This is a genomic window from Burkholderia puraquae, from assembly GCF_002099195.1.
In the GTDB taxonomy this organism is placed as follows: Bacteria; Pseudomonadota; Gammaproteobacteria; order Burkholderiales; family Burkholderiaceae; genus Burkholderia; species Burkholderia puraquae.
The window spans coordinates 38,346-62,145 of record NZ_NBYX01000009.1 but is presented as its reverse complement, the minus strand read 5'-3'; the positions used below and the strand labels follow the sequence as shown (position 1 = coordinate 62,145).

Sequence of the window (23,800 nt, the reverse complement as noted above, 5' to 3'; positions counted from 1 at the left end):
ATGAACCTGTCGCGCCCCTTCATCACCCGCCCCGTCGCGACGACGCTGCTCGCGATCGGCGTCGCGCTCGCGGGCCTGTTCGCGTTCATCAAGCTGCCGGTGTCGCCGCTGCCGCAGGTCGACTTCCCGACCATCTCGGTGCAGGCGTCGCTGCCCGGCGCGAGTCCCGAGACCGTCGCGACCAGCGTGACGAGCCCGCTCGAACGGCACCTCGGCTCGATCGCCGACGTCTCCGAAATGACGTCGACGAGCACGGTCGGCAATGCACGGATCATCCTGCAGTTCGGCCTGAACCGCGACATCGACGGCGCCGCACGCGACGTGCAGGCCGCGATCAACGCGGCACGCGCCGACCTGCCGGCCGCGCTGAAGAGCAACCCGACCTACCGCAAGGTCAACCCGGCCGACTCGCCGATCATGATCGTGTCGCTGACGTCGGAGACCTCGTCGCCCGCGAAGCTGTACGACTCCGCGTCGACGGTGCTGCAGCAGTCGCTGTCGCAGATCGACGGGATCGGCCAGGTGACGGTGAGCGGCTCGGCGAACCCGGCCGTGCGCGTCGAGCTCGAGCCGCAAGCGCTGTTCCACTACGGGATCGGCCTCGAGGACGTGCGCGCGGCGCTCGCGTCCGCGAATGCCAACGCGCCGAAGGGCGCGATCGAGTTCGGCCCGCAGCACTACCAGCTGTATACGAACGACCAGGCGTCCCAGGCGTCGCAATACCGCGACCTCGTCGTCGCGTACCGCAACGGCTCCGCCGTGCGGCTGTCCGACCTGTCCGACGTCGTCGATTCGGTCGAGGATCTGCGCAACCTCGGCCTGTCGAACGGCAAGCGCGCGGTGCTGGTGATCCTCTACCGCTCCCCCGGCGCGAACATCATCGACACGATCGATCGCGTGCGCGCGGCGCTGCCCCAGCTCACCGCGTCGCTGCCGGCCGACATCACGGTCACGCCCGTGCTCGACCGCTCGACCACCATTCGCGCGTCGCTGAAGGACACCGAGCACACGCTGCTGATCGCGGTCAGCCTCGTCGTGATGGTCGTGTTCCTGTTCCTGCGCAACTGGCGCGCGACGCTGATCCCGAGCGTCGCGGTGCCGATCTCGATCATCGGCACGTTCGGCGCGATGTACCTGCTCGGCTTCTCGATCGACAACCTGTCGCTGATGGCGCTGATCGTCGCGACCGGCTTCGTCGTCGACGATGCGATCGTCGTGCTCGAGAACATCTCGCGGCATATCGAGAACGGCAAGTCGCGAATGCAGGCCGCGTTCGACGGCGCGCGCGAGGTCGGCTTCACCGTGCTGTCGATGAGCATTTCGCTCGTCGCGGTGTTCCTGCCGATCCTGCTGATGGGCGGCATCGTCGGGCGCCTGTTCCGCGAGTTCGCGCTGACGCTGTCGCTCGCGATCGCGGTATCGCTCGCGGTGTCGCTCACGGTTACGCCGATGATGTGCGCGCGGCTGCTGCCCGAGTCGCATGAACCGCAGAACGAAGGCCGCTTCGCGCGCTTCCTGGAACGCTGTTTCAGCCGCATGCAGCGCGGCTATGAACGCTCGCTGTCGTGGGCGCTGCGCCGGCCGCTCTTGATCCTGCTGACCCTGTTCGCGACGATCGGGCTGAACGTCTACCTGTACATCGTCGTGCCGAAGGGTTTCTTCCCGCAACAGGACACCGGGCTGATGATCGGCGGCATCCAGGCCGACCAGTCGACGTCGTTCCAGGCGATGAAGCTGAAGTTCTCCGAGATGATGCGGATCGTGCAGGGCAACCCGAACGTGAAGAGCGTCGCGGGCTTCACCGGCGGCACGCAGACCAACTCGGGCTTCATGTTCGTCACGCTGAAGGATCGCACCGAGCGCAAGCTGTCGGCTGACCAGGTGATCCAGCAACTGCGCCCGCCGCTGGCGGACGTCGCGGGGGCGCGCACGTTCCTGCAGGCGGCGCAGGACATCCGCGTCGGCGGCCGGCAGAGCAACGCGCAGTACCAGTTCACGCTGCTCGGCGATTCGAGCGCCGACCTGTACAAGTGGGGGCCGATCCTGACCGAAGCGCTGCAGAAGCGCCCCGAGCTGACCGACGTGAACTCCGACCAGCAGCAAGGCGGCCTCGAAGCGATGGTGACGATCGACCGTGCGACGGCCGCGCGGTTCGGCATCAAGCCCGCGCAGATCGACAATACGCTGTACGACGCATTCGGCCAGCGCCAGGTCTCGACGATCTACAACCCGCTGAACCAGTACCACGTGGTGATGGAAGTCGCGCCGAAGTACTGGCAGAGCCCCGAGATGCTGAACCAGGTGTGGGTCAGCACGTCGGGCGGCAGCGCGAACGGCTCGCAGACCACCAACGCGGCCGCCGGCACCTACGTCGCGACGTCTGCCGGCACGTCGAGCGCCGGTACGGCCACGCAGAGCGCCGCGGCGATCGCGTCCGACTCCGCGCGCAACCAGGCGCTCAACTCGATCGCGGCGAGCGGCAAGTCGAGCGCGTCGTCGGGTGCGTCGGTGTCGACGTCGAAGTCGACGATGATCCCGCTGTCGGCGATCGCGACGTTCGGGCCGAGCACGACGCCGCTGTCGGTCAACCACCAGGGGCTGTTCGTCGCGACGACGATCTCGTTCAACCTGCCGCCCGGCGTGTCGCTGTCGCAGGCGACGCAGGTGATCTACCAGACGATGGCGCAGGTCGGCGTCCCGCCGACCATCGTCGGCAGCTTCCAGGGCACCGCGCAGGCGTTCCAGCAGTCGATGAACGACCAGCCGATCCTGATCCTCGCGGCGCTGCTGGCCGTCTATATCGTGCTCGGGATCCTGTACGAGAGCTACATCCACCCGATCACGATCCTGTCGACGCTGCCGTCGGCCGGCGTCGGCGCACTGCTCGCGCTGCTGCTGTTCAAGACCGAGTTCAGCATCATCGCGTTGATCGGCGTGATCCTGCTGATCGGTATCGTGAAGAAGAACGCGATCATGATGGTCGACTTCGCGATCGACCAGACGCGCAACAACCAGAAGTCGTCGTTCGACGCGATCCACGAAGCGTGCCTGCTGCGCTTCCGCCCGATCATGATGACGACGATGGCCGCGCTGCTCGGCGCGCTGCCGCTCGCGTTCGGCAACGGCGACGGCGCCGAGCTGCGTGCGCCCCTCGGGATCGCGATCGCCGGCGGCCTGATCGTGTCGCAGGTGCTGACGCTCTATACGACGCCGGTCGTCTACCTGTACATGGACCGTTTCCGCGTGTGGGCCGAGAAACGGCGCAACCGCCGCGGGAATTCCGGCGGGCCGGCCGTCGCCGGGAAGTGATGGAAGCGGCCGCCCGCCGGGCGGCCGCTCGCCGCGCTTGCGCACCGGCCGCGATCGGCTATCGTGAGTCCATGCCCACCGCGGGGCCCTTCACGGGGACACACCATGAACGTCCAGCTCAACCATACGATCGTCTGGTGCCGCGACAAGCGCGCGTCGAGCCGCTTCCTCACCGAGCTTCTGGAACTGCCGCCGCCGACACCGTTCGGCGCGATGCTGGTCGTCCCGCTCGGCAACGGCGTGTCGCTCGATTTTTACGAACGGGCAGGAGAGATCGCGTCGCAACATTACGCGTTCCTGCTCGACGAAGCAGGCTTCGATCGCGTGCTCGCGCGGATTCGCGAGCGGGGGCTGCCGCACTGGGCCGATCCGGCGAAGCGGCAACCCGATGACATCTACCGCCACAACGGCGGCCGCGGCGTGTATTTCGACGATCCGGACGGCCACTTTCTCGAAGTGATGACGCAGCCTTATGTGCTGAACGGCTAGCTCGGCCGGCGGGCCGGCATTGCGCCGGCCGCCATGCGCGGTATGGGGCCGGCCTGGGTGTCGGCCTGCTGCGGACGACACCCGAGGCCAGCGGCCGTTACTCAGCCGTCACTCGGCCGCTGCCGTCGTCTTGCGCGGACGCCGCGCGCGCGGTGCCGCCTTGCGCGCCGGTTTCTTCGGCTTGGCTTCGGCAGGCGCCTCGCCCGCCACTGCGGCCGGCGCGGCAGCAACCTCGCCGCCGACATCGCCGGACGCCGGCTCGGCGTGCGTCACCGCGACGTGCCGCTCGCCACCCTGCTCCGCGTCGCGATGCGTATCGCCCGCATGCTTGCCCTGCGCGTGCTTGTCGCCATCGTGCTTCGCCGCACCATGCCCGGCGTCGTCCGGCTTCCCGGCCGACTGACGGCCTGCGCTCTTCGCGGCGGCGCCCTTCTTCGCGCCGGTCTTCTTCGGCGCGCTCTTGCGCGCACGCTTGCGGCCATCCTTCGCGTCGCCGTGCACCTCGGCCCCTTCCAACGCTTCGGTCGTTTCAGCCGGCACGACCGAAGCGGCTTCGGCGGCTTCAGCCATCGCCGCCTCTTCCGCGTCGACCTGCACGGTTTCGTGCACGGCCGCTTCCGCCCGCTGCTCGCGACGTCGCGGCTCGCGCCCGGCCCGCGCCGGCTCCGCCGCGCGCCCCCCGTGGTACGTGCCATGGTGTGCGGCACCGCCGTCACCGGCGTGCGCAACCTGCTCCGCGGCCGCCGACTGGCGGGCCCGTGACACGAACGCGCCCGACTTGTCGTCACGCCCCACTTCGAGCAGACCGCGTGCCTGCGCCTCGTCGAGCAGGTTGCCGAACGCGCGGAACCCGTAGTACGACTCGTTGAAATCCGGCTTGCGGCGCTTGATCGCGCTCTTGAGCACCGATGCCCAGATCTTGCCGACGTCGTCGCGTTCCGACGCGAGCGCATCGAACGTCTCGACCGCCAGCGCGATCGCCTCGGCCTTGCGCGCGTCCAAGTCGTGCTTGCGCGACGGCTCGTCCGGCCGCTTCGCGCCGCCGTTGCCCGCGCGCTGCTGCTGTTCGCGCTTTGCGAGCGTGCGCTGCTGCTCGCGCACCAGGTCGTCGTAGAAGATGAATTCGTCGCAGTTCGCGACCAGCAGGTCCGACGTCGATTTCTTCACGCCGACGCCGATCACCTTCTTCGCGTTCTCGCGCAGCTTCGACACCAGCGGCGAAAAATCCGAGTCGCCGCTGATGATCACGAACGTGTCGACATGCGACTTCGTGTAGCAGAGGTCGAGCGCGTCCACGACGAGCCGGATGTCGGCCGAATTCTTGCCCGACTGGCGCACGTGCGGAATCTCGATCAGCTCGAAGCTCGCTTCGTGCATCGACGCCTTGAAGCCCTTGTAGCGATCCCAGTCGCAATAGGCCTTCTTCACGACGATGCTGCCCTTCAGCAGCAGGCGCTCCAGCACGGGCTTGATGTCGAACTTCTCGTACTTCGCGTCGCGCACGCCGAGCGCGACGTTCTCGAAGTCGCAGAACACGGCCATGCTGACGTTGTCCAGAGGTAATGCCATGTGTACTCCAACCGGTGGGCCGATGCGTTGTATGACGTAGCGGCGAAAAATGCATCGCGCACATGATAGCCGGTCGGCGCGTCATTCCCGCATCCGTGTGAATCAATGGCGGCCGGAATGTCCGTCGCGCCGCCGCAGATCGCGTGTTAGCGCCGGGCAGCCTTGTCTGGCGCGCGCACGAGGTATGCCCGATGCCGGTATGCCCCTTAATACACACCCGCCGCAGGGGCAAATCGACATTACACTTGAGTTATCGGTCGTCCGTCCCTATCTGGAAGGATGACGCATCGAGCAAGGAGCGGTCTCATGACGACGAAGGTACTGCTGATTGGCGCGACCGGCCGAACGGGCCAGGCCTGCGCGGATCTGCTGCTCAAGCAGCCGGAGTTCGAGGTCACGGCGCTCGTGCGCCGGCACGGCTATGCGCTGGCGGGCGCGCGGGTGGTCGAGGCCGATCTGACGAACGATTTCTCGCACGCATTCCAGGGCATCGCACACGTGATCTACGCGGCCGGCTCGGCCGAAACGGACGGCGCAGTCGAAGAGGAGCAGGTCGACCGCGACGCGGTCGCCCGCACGGCCGAATACGCGCTGGCTTACAACGCGCAGAAGCTCGTGGTGATCAGCTCGCTGTCCGCATACCGTCCCGAACTCGGCCCGGACGCGCTGCGCCACTATTCGCAGATGAAGCGCGAAGGCGACGAGCGCGTGATCGCGTCGGGCGTCGACTACGCGATCCTGCGCCCCGGCCCGCTCACGGACGATCCGGGCGTCGGCAAGATCGCGCTGACCGACGCGTGGTTCGAAGCCGCCCCGCCCGTGTCGCGCCAGGATGTGGCCTGGGCTGCAATCGAGGCGATCAAGCTCGGCATCTCGCGCAAGATCGTCGGCTTCGTCGGCGGCAGCGTGCCGATCGAGCAGGCATTGCGCGCATAGCGGCCTCGCGCGCCGCCACGCTGCGGCGGCGTGCTGTTCCGTACCGGCGGCCCGCACGGCGGGCCGCTTTGACGCGCGGGGGCCCGCTTACTGCTTCGGATGCGCGTCGGCCCACGCCTTCACGGCGGCGAGCGTGTTCTCGACGTGCTTGTCGGGCGACATGCTCGTGTATTCGTAGAGAATCTTCCCTTCCGGCGAAATCACGTAGGACACGCGGTTCGCGCGGTCGATCGCCGGCAGCTTCGCGTCGTATTCCCGGATGATCTTCGCGTCCGGATCGGCCGCGACCGGAAACTTGCTCCGGCACTCGCTCACCGAGAACTTCGTCAGCGTGTCGATCTTGTCAGCCGACACGCCGATCACGGTCGCGCCGTAAGCCTTGTAACGGTCGACCGCGTCTGCGAACGCGTGCGCCTCGATCGTGCAGCCCTTCGTGAACGCGGCCGGATAGAAATACAGCACGACCGGCCCCTGCTTCAGCGCGTCCGCGAGCGCGTACGTGTAAGTCTTGCCGCCCAGCGACGCCTGCGTCGTGAAATCGGGCGCCGCGGCGCCCGGCTTCAGTTCCGCCTGCGCCATCAGTGCATGGCCGGCCACCAGCGCCGCCACGGCAGCGCTCAGCAACAGTTTTCGCTTCATCTGCGTCCTCATTTCTTATAAAGTCAGCCTCGATGTAGGCCACGCTGGTGTTCGACTGTCGAACACCAGCGTGGCCGATCCGGTCCGGCGGCAGCACCATCCGCAGCCGGCCGGTTAAAGATTTCGCACCGCCTGCCGTTATTCCTTCCGGACAACCGGTTCCAGCCCTTCACGTCAGCGAGAAACATGGAAGCCAACAGGAAACAGACGTCACGCAAGGGCTCCTGGCGCAGCGCCTTGCATACGCTGCGCCGCTTCGCCTGGTCGGGCGGCGCGCTGATGCCCGCGCGCGCCGGCGCGCCGCGACGCGACGACTCCGTGCGCAACTGGCTGGAACAGACAGTCGGCACGGTGGATTTCCTCGCCCATGTCGACCGCGAGCTGCGCTTTCTGTACGTGTCCGACGCCAGCCTGCGCTTCATCGGCTACCACCGCGACTACCTGCACACGCTGACGCTGCGCGACCTGATCGCCGAACAGGATACCGCGGCGCTCGAAGGCCTGCTTGCGCGCGCCGCGCGTTCCGGCCAGGTCGAGAAGGCGACGATGTGCATCGTCAAGTCGCTTACCTACCCGCTGGACGTCGAGATTCGCGCGTTCAAGAGCCGCCACCACGGCGTCGACGGGTTCGCGATCGCGGCGTTCGACGTGTCGTCGTGGCGCGCGCTCGAGGCGCGCCTGACCTACGAAATGCACCACGACCCGATGACGGGGCTCGATAATCTCTCCGCGCTCGTGCCCGCGCTGATGCGCGCGCAGCAGGCCGCCGACGAAGACGGCACCTGCGCGGCACTGCTGCTGCTCGACCTCGACGACTACCAGCGGATCAACCGCGCGCTCGGCTACGACGCGGGCGACATGCTGCTGCGCGAGACCGCACAGCGGCTGAAGGCGCTCGTCACGCCGAACGAGCGGCTCGCGCGCGTCGCGAGCGACAAGTTCGCGGTCGTGCTCGGCGCGCCGGACCGCACCCAGGCGAGCAATGCCGCCGATGCGCTCGCGCGCCGGCTGCAGGCCGCGGTGCGCGCGCCCTACGTGTACCAGGGGCAGACCGTGCACCTGTCCGCGAGCATCGGCATCGCGCTCTACCCTGACGAGCGCGCCGCGCCCCATCGCGCGCAGCACCACAGCCCGCTGCTGCGCCGCGCCGACCACGCGCTCGCGCAGGCGAAGGCGTCGGGCGGCAATGCGCTCGCGTTCCACGCGCCCGTCGACGATCCGGCCGACGCCGAGCGGCTGAAGCTCGAAGCCGACCTGTATGACGGCGTGCGCAACGGCGAGTTTTCGCTCCATTTCCAGCCGATCACGCGCAGCCAGTCGGGCGCGGTGGTCGGCGTCGAGGCGCTGATCCGCTGGCGCCATCCGGTGCACGGCCTCGTGCCGCCGGCGACCTTCATTCCGCTCGCCGAATCGATCGGCCTGATCAACTATCTCGGCAACTGGGTACTCAAGGCCGCGTGCATGCAGCTCGTCGCCTGGGACGGCCAGGGGCTCGCGCTGCAGTACGTGGCGGTCAACGTGTCGCCGCAGCAGTTCCGCGATCCGCGCTTCACGCAGAGCGTGCGCGAGGCGATCGCGCTGACGGGCATCGACCCGCGCCGCATCGTGCTCGAGATCACCGAAAGCCTGCTGATGCACGATCCCGCGCAGGCAAAGGGGCTGCTCGAGGAGCTGACCGATCTCGGCATCCGCTTCGCGATCGACGATTTCGGTACCGGCTATTCGAGCCTCGCTTATCTGCAGCGCTTCCCGCTCGCGAAGCTGAAGATCGACCGCAGTTTCGTCGAGAACCTGCTGACCTCGCGCAACGACCGCGCGATCGTGTCGGCGGTGGTCGGCCTCGCGCAGACGCTCGATCTCGAGCTCGTCGCGGAAGGCGTCGAGACCGAGGCGCAGCGCGAATTGCTGACGGAGATGGGCTGCAACCATATCCAGGGCTGGCTCGTCTGCCAGGCGCTGCCATCCGAGGAGCTCGCGCGGCGCTTCGAGGCACAGCAACTGCACCTGCACGCCGCCGCCTGACGCGCGCGGCGAACCGGACAGATCCGTATGTCAACCACCGAATACCTGCCCCGCACCGCATTGCTCGACAAGCTGTGGGCCCGGATGAACGAACGGGGCGATTTCCCGTTGCTGTCGGAATCGCTGCGCGCGACGATGGCCGCGATGAAGAACGACGATCTCGACTTCACCGCGCTCGTGCGCGTCGTGCTGTCGGACTTCGCGCTCACGCAGAAAGTGCTGCGGCTCGCGAACTCCGCGATGTACATGGCGTTCGGCGGCAACATCACGACCGTGACCCGCGCACTGATGGTGCTCGGCATGGACGCCGTCGGCCATCTGGTCGTCGGGCTCAAGCTCGTCGACCATTTCCACCACAGTACGCCGCGGCGCATCGACGCGAAGCTCGAACTGAATCGCGCGCTGCTGTCCGGCTGCGTCGCGCGCAAGCTCACCGAGCGCGCCGAGCTGCGCGCGGGCGAGGAAGCCGTTGTCTGCACGTTGATGCGCCAGGTCGGCAAGCTGCTCGTCGTCTGTTATCTCGACAGCGAATGGGACCGGATCCGGCGCCGCGCGGCCGAGCTGAACGGCGACGAAGCGGCCGCCTGCATCGACGTGCTCGGCGTCGGCTTCGACGAGATCGGGCTCGAGGCGGCCGCGCGCTGGCGGTTGCCCGACGTGATCCGCGCAGGGATGGCCGACCACGACCACGTGGTCCGCGCCGACGCGTTCGGCAACGAAGAGGACGACCGCGACGCGGGCCATCCGACCGACGACGGCCCGGCCGACCGCGTCCGCTGGCTGCGCACGATCAGCCGCTGCTCGACCGACGTCGCGGGCGCGCTCGTGATGCCCGCAAGCCCGCAGCGCGACGCGCGCATCGCGGCGCTCGCGCAGCACTACGGCGCGGAACTCGACATGGAATCCGACGCGCTCGTCGAGATCGCCGAGCGGCTCGCGCGCGAGGAAGCGAGCGACACCGTGATGCGCGAGATCGTCGAGCTGCGCGCGAACGCCGATGCAATCGCACGCGCGCAGGCCGAGCCCGAGGCATGCCTCGAAGCCGGCCTCGCGGACCTGCGCGCGCTGCCGTCCGAGCACGTGCTCACACCCGTGCTCGCGCTCGCGTCGGAAAGCCTGCTGGCCGGCCTCGCGTTCACGCGCACCGTAATGTTCGTGCGTCACGACGACGGCATGTTCGCCGCGCGCCTCGGCTTCGGCCCCGGCGTCGACACGACGCTCGACCGGCTGCGCTTCGACGAGCGCTTCGAGCCGGACGTGTTTCATCTCGCGATCTCGAACTCGGTCGGCATCTTCATCGAGCAGGCGCAGGAGCCGAAGATGCTCAAGCGCCTGCCCGCGTGGTATCTCGACGCATTCGACGACGCCCGCGCGTTCGTGCTGCTGCCCGTACGCGTCGGCACGACGACCGTCGCGCTGCTGTACGGCGACTGGGCGGGTGCGCAGCCGGCGCGCAAGATCACGCAGCAGGAGATGGGCGTGCTCAACGAGCTCGCGCACGAACTGGGCCGGTTCTTTCCGGCCTGACGCCGCCGCCGGCCGCTGCCCGCGCCGCGGTTCACATCATTTCCCGCCGCCAAAAACAAACCGGCCGCATCAGCGGCCGGTTTTTTTACATCGTGCGATTGAACGCAACGCTTACTTGAGCGTCACGGGCACGCTGAAGTACTTCTTCGCGAGGTTGTCGATCGTGCCGTCGGCCTTCAGCTCCTTCAGCGCCTGATCGAGCGCGGTCTTCAGCGCCGCGTCGTTCTTGCGCAGGCCGAAGCCGACGCCCGAGCCGAGGATCTCGGCGTCGCTCACGGTACCGCCCGCGAACGCGAAGCCCTGGCCTTGCGGCTTCGACAGGAAGCCCTTCGCACCGGCTTCCGCATCCTGGAACGTCGCGTCGAGACGGCCCGACTTCAGGTCGGCATAGGCCAGATCCTGCGTCTGGTACGGCACGACTTCGACGCCGGCCGGCGCCCACTTCTTCTTCGCGTACGCTTCCTGGATCGTGCCCTGCAGCACGCCGACGCGCTTGCCCTTCAGCGATTGCGGGGTCGGCAGCAGGCCGGTGCCCTGCTTCGCGATCAGCTGGTTCGGAATCGTGTAGATCGGATCGGTGAACGCGATCGCGTGCTTGCGCTGGTCGGTGATCGTCATGTCCGAGTTGATCGCATCGAACTTGCGCGCCTGCAGCGCCGGGATCAGGCCGTCGAAGTCGTTCTCGACCCACACGCACTTCGTCTTCAGCTTCGCGCACACCGCGTTGCCGATGTCGATATCGAAGCCGGTCAGCTTGCCGTCGGGCGTCTTGTATTCGAACGGCGCGTACGAGGCTTCGACGCCGAAACGGATCTCTTTCAGATCCGCTGCCATCGCGCTGCCTGCCGCCACGGCCGATGCCGCCACCACCGCATGCGCGGCCACTTTACGCCAATCCAACTTCATCAGGTGTTCTCCTCGATACTCGAATGTTCCGGAACTACGGGCGCATGCATCATTGCAGGGTCGGATGACCCCGGCAATGCTGCCGCCGCGCCGTGATGCGGCGCAACAGCCGCAAGGCCGCGATTGTACCAATCCGCGCGGCCCGATACGGCAAAGCAGCCGCCGGCACGTCATGCTGCACTGCGTGCGCCGACATCAGCCGGGCAGCCCATCGAACTTGCAAGACGATGTCGCAAATACGCAAGCGCGACGCGCGGGCCGTCTGCGCGGCACGCGGGATTCATCTCGGAAATGGAATGGTTGCCGGGCGATGCGCGGGCCGCAGGTCGCCGCAGCCACGCGCAATCGGTCACCGTCAGACGAGCGCCGCGATCGTCTCGCGGGTCGTGTCGACGACGAGCAGGCCCGCGCGCAGGCCCGGCTTCACGGTCGGGTTCGGAAACACGATCCGTTCCTCGTCGTGCGTCACCGTGTAGCGGTAGTCGCCGTCCTGCGCGAGCACCGTGCCGCGTGCAAACGCGGTGAAGTTCGCGACGTCGGCCGCGACGAACAGCTCGAGCGCGTCGCTCTGCTTCGTGATCTGGTCGATCACCGTGAAGACGCGCGGCAGCGACGGATGGCCGCCCTCTGCGTCCGTATCGCGCTGCGCGCCCGACACGAGCTTGCGCACCGCGCGGTCGGCCGGCGCGAAGCGCGTCAGGTCGTTCTGGCCGAACGGGCGCACCTTGCCGAGTTCCAGCGTGCACGCGAGCGCACCGCAGTGTTCGGCCGTGAAATGCGAGTACGTGTTGCCCTTCGCGGTGTGCAGCAGCACGGCCGCGATGCGTGCGTCGCCGAGCCATTCGAACATCGTGCGCGTCGGCGGCATGCCCGTGTGCGGCAGCAGCGCGAACTGCTCGAACACCGACGCGCGGATCGCCGTGTGCATGTCGATGTGCCAGCGCGCGGCGCCGGCCGGCGCGGCCGCGAAGAACGCGGCCGCGGCCGCTTCGAGCCGTGCGGCGCGCGGCGCTTCGCGGCTGGCGGGCACCTGCGCGTGACGGCCGCTGAACAGGCGGTTCAGGTCGTCGTCGAGATAGCGTTCGCCGGCGCGCATCGCCGGCACGTTGCCGAGCACGACGAGCAGCCGGCACGCGAGCGGCAGCTCGCCTGAGGCGAGATCGCGCACGAGCATCGACAGCAGCTCGATCGGCGCCGTCTCGTCGCCGTGCACGCCGGCCGACACGAGCACGCTCGCGCGCCCCGTGCCGGCGGCCTCGACTGCAGCCGGTTCGAGCGCGAGCAGCCCGTCGCCGAGCCATTGCCAGCGCACGGCGCCGGCGGCGCAGGTGCCGTCCGTTGCGGACGGCGTGCTACCGGCCAGCGTGAACGAGAGGAAGTCGTCGAGCAGCGCGGCCATGCGGGAATCAGCGCTGGAAGTCATACAGCGAACCGACGCGCAGGATCTGCGTGAGTTCGTCGAGCGCCGTGCGCGATTCGTCGAGCAGCGCCGGATCGGCGAGGTCTTCCGGTGCGAGGCGATCGCGATAGTGACGGTCGATCCACGTGTCGAGCGACGTGAACAGCGTGTCGTTGATCCACACGTTCGACGTGACGGCCGCGCGTTCCGCTTCGTTCAGCACGACGCGCAGGCGCAGGCAGGCAGGGCCGCCGCCGTTCTTCATGCTTTCGCGCAGGTCGAACACGAGCACGTCGTGAATCGGGCCGTTGCCGGCCGCGAGCGCGTCGAGATAGGCCGCGACGTTCGCGTTCTCACGGCATTCCTGCGGCACGACGAGCACCTGCGAGCCGTCCGCGCGCGACAGCAGCTGGCTGTTGAACAGATACGACGTCACCGCGTCGTTCACGCTCACGGCCGCATCGGGCACCTCGATCACGTTCAGGCGCGCGCCGCGTGCGTCGAGCGCGGCGGTCAGCGTGTCGTAGATTGCCTGCTTGTTGACGAACGCGCGCTCGTGCGTGAACAGGGTGTCGCGGTTGCCGACCGAGATCACGTCGTTGTGGAATACGCCCGCGTCGATCACGTCCGGATCCTGCTGCGCGTAGACCGTCGCCTCTTCGGCCAGCCCGTGGCGATGCGCGACCGCGCGGCTCGCCTCGAAGGTCTGGCGGGCCGGGAAGCGCTTCGGCTCGGGGCCGCGGCGATATTCCGCGCGGCCGTACACGAAGAACTCGATGCCCGGCTTGCCGTATTCGGCGCAAAAGCGCGTGTGGTTCGCCGCGCCTTCGTCGCCGAGTGCCGGCGTGCCCGTCAGCGCTTCATGCACCGCGAAGTGCGCGGGATCGGCGAACAACGTCGACAGCGTGCGGCGCGTCGCTTCGTGCTCGATCGCGCGGTGCAGCTTGCTGCACAGGTTCGCCGGCGTGAAGTGCACACGGCCGTCGCTCGTGTCGGCCGACGGGCTGACGGTGGCCGCGTTCGCGGTCCACATCGCCGACGCCGAGCTCGCCGCGGCGAGCAGTTCGGGCGCCTGCTTCGCGGCCTTCGCGATCACGTCCGCGTCCTTGCCCGAGAAGCCGAGCTCGCGCAAGAGGCGCAGCGACGGCCGCTCCTGCGGCGGCAGCACGCCTTGCGCGAAACCGAGATCCGCGAGCTGCTTCATCTTGCGCAGCCCCTGCTTCGCGGCGGCCTTCGGATTCGCGGCCGACTTTTCGTTGTTGAGCGACGCCACGTTGCCGAACGACAGCCCGGCGTAATTGTGGGTCGGGCCGACGAGCCCGTCGAAATTGGCTTCTTGTGCGTTCATCGTCGTTCCCTCGATCAGAAATGCAGGCCCGGCGACAGGCTCGCGGGCAAGGTCAGTTGCGTGCTTTCCACCGACGCCATCGGATACGCGCAATAGTCGGCCGCGTAGTACGCGCTCGGGCGATGGTTGCCCGAGCGGCCGGTGCCGCCGAACGGCGCGGCGGACGATGCACCGTTGGTCGGCCGGTTCCAGTTGACGATCCCGGCGCGAATCGTGCGACGGAAGTGCTCCCACACCTTCGCGTCGTCGGCAAGCAAGCCGGCGGACAGGCCGAACGCCGTATCGTTCGCGCGCTCGATCGCTTCGTCGAACGTCGCGTAGCGGACGATCTGCGCGAGCGGGCCGAAATGTTCTTCGTCGGGCAGGTTCGCGACGCCCGTCACGTCGACGATCGCCGCGTTCACGAAGCCGAGGCGCGGATCGCGCTGCGTCATCGCGATGATCGGCTTCGCGCCCTGCTCGATCAGGCGCGACTGTGCGTCGACGAGCTTCGCCGCCGCACGCGCCGAGATCACCGCACCCATGAACGGCTGCGGATCGGCGTCGAACACGTCCGCCGTGATCTTCGATGTGACGTCGGCGAAACGCGCGAGGAAGCGGTCGCCGAATTCGCCCTGCGGCACGAAGATGCGGCGCGCGCACGTGCAGCGCTGGCCGGCCGACAGGAACGCCGACTGAATCGTGTGATGGACGGCCGCGTCGATATCCTCGACTTCGCCGATCACGAGCGGGTTGTTGCCGCCCATCTCGAGCGCGAGCACGATTTCCGGACGGCCGCCGAACTGCTTGTGCAGCAGCGTGCCCGTATCGGAGCTGCCGGTGAAGAACAGCCCGTCGATCTGCCGATGGTTCGCGAGCGCGATGCCCGTGTCCTTCTCGCCCTGCACGAGGTTCAGCACACCGGCCGGCAGGCCTGCGTCCTTCCACACTTCGACCGTCGCGCGCGCGACGCCCGGTGCGAGCTCCGATGGCTTGAACACGACCGCATTGCCGGCGATCAGCGCGGGCACGATGTGGCCGTTCGGCAAGTGGCCGGGGAAGTTGTACGGACCGAATACCGCGACGACGCCATGCGGGCGATGGCGCAGCACCGCGACGCCGTCAGCCATGTCCTGGCGCTTCTCGCCGGTGCGTTCCTGGTAGGCCTGGATCGAGATGCCGACCTTCGCGGCCATCGACGCGACTTCGGTACGCGCTTCCCACAGCGGCTTGCCGGTCTCGCGGCCGATCGCGGTTGCGATCGCTTCCTTGCGTTCGGTGAGCAGTGCTGCAAAACGCTTGGCGATCGCGCAGCGCGATTCGAAGTCGAGTGCCGACCAGCCGGCGAATGCGCGGCGCGCGCTCGCGACTGCACGGTCGACGTCGGCCGCCGACGCGCTTTCGCCCTGCCATGCGATCTCGTCGGTGCCCGGGTTGCGCGAAGCGAATACGGGGCCCGAGCCTGCGACCCAGGCGCCGTCGATGAAGAGTTCCGTCATGATTCGTTTATCCCTGTTTGACTTTGAGCGGCAGCACGCGCACCGGATCGCCGGCCTTCACGTCGAGCGCGGCGGCATCGTCGGCCGACAGCACGAACGAGCCGTTCGCGACCACGCCCGGCGCGACGCCGACGCGGAAGTCGGTGAGCGACGTATTCGACACGAGCGACTTCGGCGGATGGCCGCCCCGCGCATCGTCACGTGCATCCGGCACGCCGATCGCGACCGGCACGACGACGCTCTCGCGCACCGTGCGCAGGTCGTTGACGTGGCATTCGAGCACGGGGCCCGCGTCGAAGATGTCGACGTGATTCTGGTAGCGCAGCCCTTCCGCTTCGAGCATCTTGCGTGCCGGCAGCGTGTCGCGGTGCGTGAGGCCGACCGCGTCCTGCGCGTCCTGCGGCAGCAGGTCGACGTACACCGGGTAGCGCGGCATCAGTTCCGCGAGGAACGACTTGCGGCCGTGCGAGCTGAGGTAGTCGGCCGCGTTGAAATCGATCTGGTAGAAGTGCGAACCGACTGCGCGCCAGAACGGTGACGTGCCGTCCTCGTCGAAATGGCCGCGCAGTTCCGCGCAGATGCGTTCCGGAAAGCGCTCGCGGAACTGCGCGATGAACATGAAGCGCGAACGCGACAGCAAGCCGCCCACGCCGCCCGTGCGATAGCGCGGGCTCAGGAACAGCGAGCACACTTCCGCATAGCCCGTCAGGTCGTGCGAGATGTTCAGCGCGGACATCCGCGTCCACACGCCGAGCTCCTGGCTCGCGTGCACGACCGTGCTCACGCGATAGTTGTAGAACGGCTGCTCGAGGCCGACCTGCGTCTCGATCCCGCATACGCCCGCGATGTCGCCCGTCTTCGATTCTTCCATCACGAAGAAGTAGCCGGCCTCGCCGGCCGCCGCCTCGCCCGCGAGCGTGCGGCGCGTGCGTTCGATGCGCGCGGCGAGCGCTTCGCGGTCGGGCTTGAACGTGGTCAGGCCCGGCCCGGTTTCCTTCGCGAGCGACACGAGCGCGTCGACGTCGCCCGTTTGTACGACCCGAACGACGATCATGCTGCGTCTCCCTTCAAATCTTCATCGTCGCGACGGTGCAGCGGCACGCAGCGCACGACATCGCCATCCTTCACATCGAGCACCGCGCGTACGTCGCCGGCCAGCGGCGCATGGGCGCCCCGCGCGTCGGCCGCATCGCCCGGCAGGTCGGCCAGCACGCAGCGGAACGATTCGCCGCTGCCCGTCGACACCATGTAGGCCACGTCGCCCTGCTGGTGCGCGGCCTCGCGCACGACGCGCTCCATGCCGTGCTTCATGCACGCGGTGCGGTCGACCTGCGCGGTCAGCACCGGGCCCGCGTCGAAGATGTCGACGAAGCGATCGGGTTCGAAGCCTTCTTCGAGATGGATGTCGTACGCGAGCAGCGCCGATTCGTTCGGCTCGCCGAGCACGCGCTGCGCGGCTTCCGGCAGCAGCGGCACGTAGAGCGGATACGCCGGCATCACTTCCGCGATGAAGGTGCGGCTGCGGCCGCCCGACGCGATGTCGACGTCGGTGAAGTCGCGGCCGAAGAACTTGCGCCCCACTGCCTCCCAGAACGGCGATGCGCCGTTGCCGTCGCTCACGCCGAGCAGCAGCGTGAACACTTCCGGCGTGAAGCGGCGGCGGTTCGCGGCGATGTACATCATCCGTGCGCGCGAGATCAGGTGCGCGGCCGCGTCGCCGCGCAGCGACGGATCGACGTAGAAGCCCGCGAGCCGGCTCTTGCCGGTCAGCTCGTGCGACATCGTGAGCGCGTGGATCTTGCGGTTCACGTGCAGCTCGCGCGACGCGTGGATCAATGCGTCGTTGCGGAACGCGTAGAACGGTTCCGAGTAGCCGGCCGCGGCCACGATGCTCGCCGTGCCGAGCAGCTTGCCCGTCGACGAATCCTCGAGCACGAAGAGGTAGAACTCCTCGCCGGCGAAGTCGACTTCCGCGCGAAACGAATCCTCGGAGAGCGCCACGCGCGCTTCGAGCGCCGCGCGATCGTGCGGCAGCGAATGCAGGACCGGCTGCGCGGTGCGCGCCATGTGCGCGAGCGCATCGAGATCCGTGAGTTTGCCGGGGCGAACAAATAGCATCGTGGTTCCTGTCAGCGATGGGCGCGCCGATCAGCGCGCGGTGGCTTCCTGTGCGGCGAGCACTTGTTCGACTGCCTTCTCGAAGCGCTTGACGCCTTCGTCGAGTTCCTCGAACGGGATCACCAGCGACGGGACGAAGCGCAGCACGTTCGGGCCGGCGATCAGCATGATCAGGCCGTTCTCGGCGGCGGCGGTGACGAAGTCCTTCGCGCGGCCGTCGAATGCGGCGGTGAGTTCGGCGCCGACCAGCAGGCCCTTGCCGCGGATGTCCTTGAAGATGCCGAAACGTGCGTTGATGCGTTCCAGCGCGCCCTTCAGGCGCACGCTGCGTTCGCGCACGCCTTCGAGCAGAGCCGGGTCGCCGATCAGTTCGACGACCTTGTCGGCGATCGCCGATGCGAGCGGGTTGCCGCCGTACGTCGTGCCGTGCACGCCGACCTTGAAGTGCGCAGCCAGTTCGTTCGTCGTCAGCATCGCGCCGATCGGGAAGCCGTTGCCGAGCGCCTTCGCGGTCGTCAGGATGTCCGGCGTGACGCCGGTGTCCATGTACGCGTAGAACTGGCCCGTGCGACCGACGCCCGTCTGCACTTCGTCGAAAATCAGCAGCGCGCCGTGTGCGTCGCACGCTTCGCGCAGCGCCTTCAGGAAGGCCGGATCGGCCGGGATCACGCCGCCTTCGCCCTGCACGGGCTCGACGATCACCGCGCAGGTTTGCGGGCCGATCGCGGCCTTGGCGGCTTCGATGTCGTTGTACGGCAGGTGCGTGATGCCGGCCGGCACGGGGCCGAAGCCTTCCGAGTACTTCGGCTGGCCGCCGACGCTGACCGTGAAGAACGTGCGGCCGTGGAACGACTGCACGAACGAGATGATTTCTGCCTTGTCGGCGCCGTGGCGATCGAACGCGACGCGGCGTGCGAGCTTCAGTGCGGCTTCGTTCGCTTCTGCGCCCGAGTTCGCGAAGAATGCGCGGTCGGCGAAGGTCAGCGATTCGAGGCGCTTCGCGAGGCGCAGCACCGGCTCGTTCGTGTAGCCGTTGCCGATGTGCCAGAGCTTGCGGCTTTGTTCGTCCAGGACCTTCAGCAGTTCCGGGTGGCCGTGGCCGAGCGACGTGACGGCGATGCCGCACGCGAAATCGATGTACTCGCGGCCGGCCGTGTCCCACACGCGGGAGCCCTCTGCGCGATCCGGCACGAACGGCGCGGGGGAAAATACCGGCACCATCACTTCGTCGAATGTCTGGCGGGTCACGGTCGAGGTCGTCATGGTCGTTCCTTTCGGTTTCGTAAGAGGGTTCAACAGGATCAAGTTTAGGTAAGGGTGACGCAAGCGTCTTGCGGAATTGCGACGGGTTCTATCGGAAGCGCTTTCTTCGGTCTATTTTGCCCCCCTCCCGGCGGGGGCTTCGGTTGGTGGCCGTATTTTGGGGCTTTTCGGGTGGTGCGCTTTTCGTTTGACGTGAAGCACCTGTGATCGTGTCGGTCTATTAGCGTCGCCCCTGCGCGGGGCGGCGGTTACTTTTCTTTGTCTTGCCAAAGAAAAGTAACCAAAAGAAAGGCGCCCGGATAACGCATGACTTCCCGGTGCCATGGTCCACGAAGTGGCCCTCGCCTAAGTGTCCGCGCCAGGAAAGAACCCGGAGTGGTTCGAGCAATGGTTCTGACACCCTCCACCACCCCACGGAGCGGTATACCGCCCGCTAGCTCCGTCCTCGCTTCGCTCGGCCGACCAGGATGCCCCTTGGTACGACGGAATCAATCGATCAGTTCTGGAAGTCACCGCACACAATGGCGCGACACCCCATGTGCAAACAACGTACCCCGCGCGCGCCATCTCGAGCACCGCAAACAATATCGAGATGGCCTTTTTCCCGGCGCGACTACGATTGTTACTTTCCGAGAGGGTCAAAACAATGAATAGAAGAATTGCGGTCGTGGCGATAGTCTCTCAAGCGGCGGGAAAATCAACTCGTACAGTGGACCGCCGTTCCTGATCCACGGGCATCAGGCAGCCTTGATCGGCGGTAGTGCATTCTGTACGGCATGTCAAAGCACGGGCACCATCGCAAAGGCTGGCGGGCCGTATCGACTCAAGTTCCAGGGAGAGGTCGCACTCGATCGCGATATTGTTCTGTGCGGCTGCTCGACTCCACCGAGCATCGTCGCGTTACTGGCAGGCGAAGCTTGGTGTGAGGATCGGCTAAAGGGTCTGGGGGAAGTCATTTCGAGCCGCACGACCACGGGCGGTGTCGCGTCGGTCAAGAAAGGCGCATTCGACGAACAGGTCGAGGTAAAGACTGGCGGCGGCAGTCATTCCGGCGGCCCAGACGGCTATCCCTATTACATCGAGACGACAGACGGCCGCATCCATTCTGGAGTCCTCGATGCAAGCGGCGAGCTACCCCGCGTCCACACCGGCGACGGATCAGGAAACTACACCGTCTATTGGGGCGATGAAGCCATTGCAAAAAAACACAGCGGGGTAAGCCATGCCTAATCCCTCCACAAAGGTCCGCACGAACGACACGCCAAAATCAAAGAAATCCGTACAGCTCCAGGCGTTGTCCTTTCAAGAGCTTTGGAACGTATATCCGAACAAGGACCCCTACGATGACCCCACTGGCGAGTATGAGAATCAATGCGCGATACGCATGAGCGTTACGTTTCACAGTATCGGCAGCGACATGAAGTCGTTTTCTCAAAACGTGTTGAAGCCGATGCCTGGCAAGAAGACTCTGGGCCGCTTGATACTCGGCGGCAAAGCGACGGCGACGCGCGCTTACGAGCTGGCTGAATGGTTGAAGCTTCGCCCATTCCTTGGGCTTGGCAAACCTGAAAACATCACCGGTCCAGATTGGCAGGACAAGGTAAAAAACCGAACCGGTATCATCTACTTTTTCGGCTACTGGCGTCAGGACGGCGACTCAGCCGATGCACTGAGTGGCGGCCACATCGACCTGTGGAACCAAGACACACTGACACCATCCTTTGCGTCGTTCTGGCGATTTCGCCTTGGTCAGCGAACGTTCCCAGACCTATTGTCGCGGCTTCGCGGGGGAAACGGGAATGTGATTTCGGACCTCGCGAAATCTAAAGAAATCCTATTCTGGGAGGTGAATTGAGACGTATAGCATTCGCTATTCTAGGCGTCGTGTGGGGCTTGCTTGTTGCAGCAGCGTGCCTCTATGTATTCGGCCATATTCCTTGGCCTGACGCTCTGCAATCACGATCGGCCGGCTGTAGTGACATGGAGCACTGTGCGCCTCACGCAGTTTATATCGCGACGTTGCTCATTACGGTCATATGGCCATCGGTCGTTTTTGCCACGCTCAACGTCTTTGCTTATAAGCGTTGGTCGCTGCGCAGATGGAGCATCAAGTTTGCAGCGTCTACATTGTTCGTCATGCTGATCTATTTACTGCTTCACGTCGCCCCCTACCTATGGCTCGTCGACCGATGGCTTGCCAGATAGCCACTTGGATAGAAAAATAAACCCGGCGCAAGGCCGGGTTCTAACCAAGCGACATTCATGGGCAATACAACAACGTTACCCGGATTTTCACTGGCGTGGTTAGCAACGACATGGAGCACTGCACATCTCACGCGAAGTTCCTGGCGGGCATGTTCATCACGCTGCTATGGCCGGCTGTCGCATGTGCGGTATTAAACGCCGTGGCGTATAAACGCTGGGCGGGCTGTCGCTGGGGAAGCGTATTTTTCGGTGTAACGTTGCTCGCCGCGCTGTTCTATAGCAAGCCGTACGTCGTACCGTACATAGGTCTTGCTGGCTAACTGCAGCCCGTACTCGTGCGTAGCGAGGGTGCGCCATCATCGTTCACTTGTCCTTCGCCTGCGGGCAAGAAGCCGCGAACTCACCTCGCGAGCTGAAGCACCTGTCGGCCGAGCGAAGCGAGGACGGAGCTAGCGGGCGGTATACCGCTCCGTGGGGTGGTGAGAGGTGTCAGAACCATTGCTCGAACCACTCCGGGTTCTTTCCTGGCGCCGACACTTAGGCGAGGGCCACTTCGTGGACCATGGCACCGGGAAGTCATGCGTTATCCGGGCGCCTTTCTTTTGGTTACTTTTCTTTGGCAAGACAAAGAAAAGTAACCGCCGCCCCGCGCAGGGGCGACGCTAATAGACCGACACGATCGCAGGTGCTTCACGCCAAACGAAAAGCGCACCACCAAAAAAATCAATCCTTCGCCCCGCGCTCGACAAGCGCGCCCCCGCGAGGCTCGCTCCCGCCGCCTGTCTGCTTCTCGAGCCACGCCCGTCGATCTTCCCGAGGCGTAACGCCAAACCGCTCACGGTAGGCATTAGAAAAGTGCGCGGCAGAAGAAAACCCACAGGCGAGAGAAACTTGAACGACAGACTTGCTGGTCCGCTGCAACTGAGTCCGAGCCTTGAGCAACCGAAGATTGAGGTAATACTTCGAGGGCATCGCCCCGAGATACTGTCGAAAGAGCCGCTCCAGTTGCCGGCGTGAAACGCCAACGAGCTCGGCGATCTCATCGGTCGTCAATGGATCCTCGACATTGGCTTCCATCAACAGCAAAGCATCGTTCAACCGAGGATGCCGCTCACCGGGCGCGGTAACAAAAGGAATCCGTTGGCGTTCCTCGCCACTCCGCAACGTCCCGGCGCCGAGCGCATCGGCGATCCTCTCGGCAAGGTCGGGCCCATGCTCCCGGCCAATCATGGCCAGCATGAAGTCAACGGTCGCCTGCCCACCCGCACAGGTGGCTCGATCGCGATCGATCTCGAAGATCTGCTGCGTGACGATCGACCGCTCGAACTGTTCGGCGAACTGCTGATACGTCTCCCAGTTCACGCTCACGCGATACCCGGAAAGCTGCCCGGCCATCGCAAGCCACCACACGCCATGATGAATCCCGGTCACGATCGGCGTGCGCTGCCCGACCCGCGCGAGACTCGCGAGAAACAACCGATAGTCGGCAAACTGCTGAAACCGCTCCGACACGACGATCACCCAGTCACACGCGATCGCATCGTTGAACGCCGCATCGGCATGCCACTGCGCACCGCCGGCGAGCGGCACGGGCCGCCCGTCCCACGAACACACCTGCCAACGATACAGCAGCCGCCCGTCGATCTCGTTCGCGAGGTTCAGCGCATCGACGATCGGACCCACGCCCGACATCGACACGGGCGGCAATGCAACGATCGCCACCTGCGTCGTGCGGGTGGCGCCTGCGGGACGAGACACCGGTACCACGGTTGAAACCTGCCCTGTCGCGTTACTTGAGGCTGCCCGACAGGAACTGCTTCAGCCGCTCGCTCTGCGGGCGTACCAGCACCTCCTTCGGATCGCCCTCTTCCTCGGTCCGCCCCTGATGCAGGAACATCACGTGGTTCGACACGTTGCGCGCGAAACCCATCTCGTGCGTGACGACGATCATCGTGCGGCCTTCCTCGGCGAGCTTCTGCATCACCTTCAGCACTTCACCCACCAGCTCCGGGTCGAGCGCCGACGTCGGCTCGTCGAACAGCATCACGTCCGGGTGCATCGCCAGCGCCCGCGCAATCGCCACGCGCTGCTGCTGGCCGCCCGACAGGTGCGACGGATACTGCTTCTCGACGCGCGGCGCGAGACCGACTTTCTCCAGATACTCGCGCGCACGCTCCTCGGCTTCCTTCTTCGAAATGCCGAGCACGTGCAAGGGCGCTTCCATCACGTTCTCGAGCACGTTCATGTGCGCCCAGAGGTTGAAGTGCTGGAACACCATCGCGAGCTTCGTACGGATGCGCTGCAGCTGCTTGTGATCGGCGACTTCGAGCGCGCCGGCGCGGTCGGTCTTCGTGCGCACGGCCTCGCCGTCGACGACGATCTGCCCCGCATTCGGCCGCTCGAGAAAATTGATGCAGCGCAGGAACGTGCTCTTGCCCGAGCCGCTCGCGCCGATGATGCTGATGACGTCACCGGCCTTCGCGTTCAGCGATACGCCCTTGAGTACCTCGTTGTCACCGTAGCGCTTGTGGATGTCGAGCGCCGCAAGCTTGGCGGCAGCGCCCGTTTGAGTGATCTCGGCCAACTGGCTCT

Annotated in this window: 18 protein-coding genes; 7 read left to right on the top strand and 11 right to left on the bottom strand. The window is 66.2% G+C overall.

Annotation, left to right across the window (positions count from 1 at the left end; genetic code table 11):
* Complete coding sequence (locus B7G54_RS18620; RefSeq protein ID WP_085040414.1) at positions 1-3,309, top strand: efflux RND transporter permease subunit; 3,309 nt, start codon at positions 1-3, stop codon at positions 3,307-3,309.
* A gap of 105 nt (positions 3,310-3,414) precedes the next feature.
* Positions 3,415-3,798, top strand: coding sequence for a VOC family protein (locus B7G54_RS18615; RefSeq protein WP_085040413.1), 384 nt, complete (start codon positions 3,415-3,417; stop codon positions 3,796-3,798).
* A gap of 108 nt (positions 3,799-3,906) precedes the next feature.
* On the opposite strand, the gene B7G54_RS18610 is transcribed toward B7G54_RS18615, so the two are convergent.
* Positions 3,907-5,367 (bottom strand): NYN domain-containing protein, encoded by a 1,461-nt coding sequence (locus B7G54_RS18610; protein WP_085040412.1) that lies wholly within the window; start codon positions 5,365-5,367, stop codon positions 3,907-3,909.
* A 306-nt stretch (positions 5,368-5,673) separates the two neighbouring features.
* Here B7G54_RS18610 and B7G54_RS18605 point away from each other — a divergent pair, with 306 nt between their 5' ends.
* The gene (locus B7G54_RS18605) at positions 5,674-6,303 is read left to right on the top strand and encodes an SDR family oxidoreductase (RefSeq protein ID WP_085040411.1); all 630 of its coding nucleotides are present in this window, start codon (positions 5,674-5,676) and stop codon (positions 6,301-6,303) included.
* Between the two features lie 87 nt (positions 6,304-6,390).
* Here B7G54_RS18605 and B7G54_RS18600 read toward each other — a convergent pair whose 3' ends face one another.
* Positions 6,391-6,942, bottom strand: coding sequence for a peroxiredoxin (locus B7G54_RS18600; protein ID WP_085040410.1), 552 nt, complete (start codon positions 6,940-6,942; stop codon positions 6,391-6,393).
* A gap of 279 nt (positions 6,943-7,221) precedes the next feature.
* Here B7G54_RS18600 and cdpA point away from each other — a divergent pair, with 279 nt between their 5' ends.
* Positions 7,222-8,964 carry a putative bifunctional diguanylate cyclase/phosphodiesterase gene (cdpA, locus tag B7G54_RS18595; RefSeq protein WP_208864965.1) on the top strand — a complete coding sequence of 581 codons (1,743 nt, stop codon included), beginning with the start codon at positions 7,222-7,224 and terminating at the stop codon, positions 8,962-8,964.
* A 27-nt stretch (positions 8,965-8,991) separates the two neighbouring features.
* The gene (locus B7G54_RS18590) at positions 8,992-10,491 is read left to right on the top strand and encodes an HDOD domain-containing protein (protein WP_085040408.1); all 1,500 of its coding nucleotides are present in this window, start codon (positions 8,992-8,994) and stop codon (positions 10,489-10,491) included.
* A gap of 111 nt (positions 10,492-10,602) precedes the next feature.
* On the opposite strand, the gene B7G54_RS18585 is transcribed toward B7G54_RS18590, so the two are convergent.
* The 7 genes from B7G54_RS18585 to B7G54_RS18550 all read right to left on the bottom strand — a co-directional run bounded on the left by B7G54_RS18585 (position 10,603) and on the right by B7G54_RS18550 (position 19,003).
* Positions 10,603-11,397 carry an ABC transporter substrate-binding protein gene (locus B7G54_RS18585; RefSeq protein ID WP_085040407.1) on the bottom strand — a complete coding sequence of 265 codons (795 nt, stop codon included), beginning with the start codon at positions 11,395-11,397 and terminating at the stop codon, positions 10,603-10,605.
* Between the two features lie 355 nt (positions 11,398-11,752).
* Positions 11,753-12,820: a succinylglutamate desuccinylase gene (gene astE, locus B7G54_RS18575; RefSeq protein ID WP_085040406.1), complete on the bottom strand. Its 1,068-nt coding sequence runs from the start codon at positions 12,818-12,820 to the stop codon at positions 11,753-11,755.
* A complete protein-coding gene (gene astB, locus B7G54_RS18570) occupies positions 12,804-14,144 on the bottom strand; it encodes an N-succinylarginine dihydrolase (protein ID WP_085040405.1) in 1,341 nt (446 codons plus the stop codon). The genes astE and astB overlap by 17 nt, the downstream gene beginning before the upstream one ends.
* 14 nt (positions 14,145-14,158) lie before the next feature.
* The gene (astD, locus tag B7G54_RS18565; RefSeq protein WP_085040404.1) at positions 14,159-15,622 is read right to left on the bottom strand and encodes a succinylglutamate-semialdehyde dehydrogenase; all 1,464 of its coding nucleotides are present in this window, start codon (positions 15,620-15,622) and stop codon (positions 14,159-14,161) included.
* 7 nt (positions 15,623-15,629) lie between these two features.
* Positions 15,630-16,676 (bottom strand): arginine N-succinyltransferase, encoded by a 1,047-nt coding sequence (gene astA / locus B7G54_RS18560; protein WP_085040403.1) that lies wholly within the window; start codon positions 16,674-16,676, stop codon positions 15,630-15,632.
* Positions 16,673-17,740: an arginine/ornithine succinyltransferase subunit alpha gene (aruF, locus tag B7G54_RS18555; protein ID WP_085040402.1), complete on the bottom strand. Its 1,068-nt coding sequence runs from the start codon at positions 17,738-17,740 to the stop codon at positions 16,673-16,675. Before aruF ends, astA begins: the two co-directional genes overlap by 4 nt.
* Before the next feature lie 30 nt (positions 17,741-17,770).
* On the bottom strand, positions 17,771-19,003 hold the full coding sequence (locus B7G54_RS18550; RefSeq protein WP_085040401.1) for an aspartate aminotransferase family protein: 1,233 nt from the start codon (positions 19,001-19,003) through the stop codon (positions 17,771-17,773).
* Positions 19,004-19,699: 696 nt separating this feature from the next.
* Here B7G54_RS18550 and B7G54_RS18545 point away from each other — a divergent pair.
* Positions 19,700-20,233 (top strand): PAAR domain-containing protein, encoded by a 534-nt coding sequence (locus B7G54_RS18545; protein WP_425266506.1) that lies wholly within the window; start codon positions 19,700-19,702, stop codon positions 20,231-20,233.
* Positions 20,226-20,858, top strand: coding sequence for a type VI secretion system amidase effector protein Tae4 (locus B7G54_RS18540; protein ID WP_085040400.1), 633 nt, complete (start codon positions 20,226-20,228; stop codon positions 20,856-20,858). The genes B7G54_RS18545 and B7G54_RS18540 overlap by 8 nt, the downstream gene beginning before the upstream one ends.
* A 1,073-nt stretch (positions 20,859-21,931) precedes the next feature.
* On the opposite strand, the gene B7G54_RS18525 is transcribed toward B7G54_RS18540, so the two are convergent.
* On the bottom strand, positions 21,932-22,975 hold the full coding sequence (locus B7G54_RS18525) for a GlxA family transcriptional regulator (RefSeq protein WP_011351458.1): 1,044 nt from the start codon (positions 22,973-22,975) through the stop codon (positions 21,932-21,934).
* Between the two features lie 22 nt (positions 22,976-22,997).
* A complete protein-coding gene (locus B7G54_RS18520; protein ID WP_085040397.1) occupies positions 22,998-23,792 on the bottom strand; it encodes an ABC transporter ATP-binding protein in 795 nt (264 codons plus the stop codon).
* Positions 23,793-23,800 lie beyond the last annotated feature (8 nt).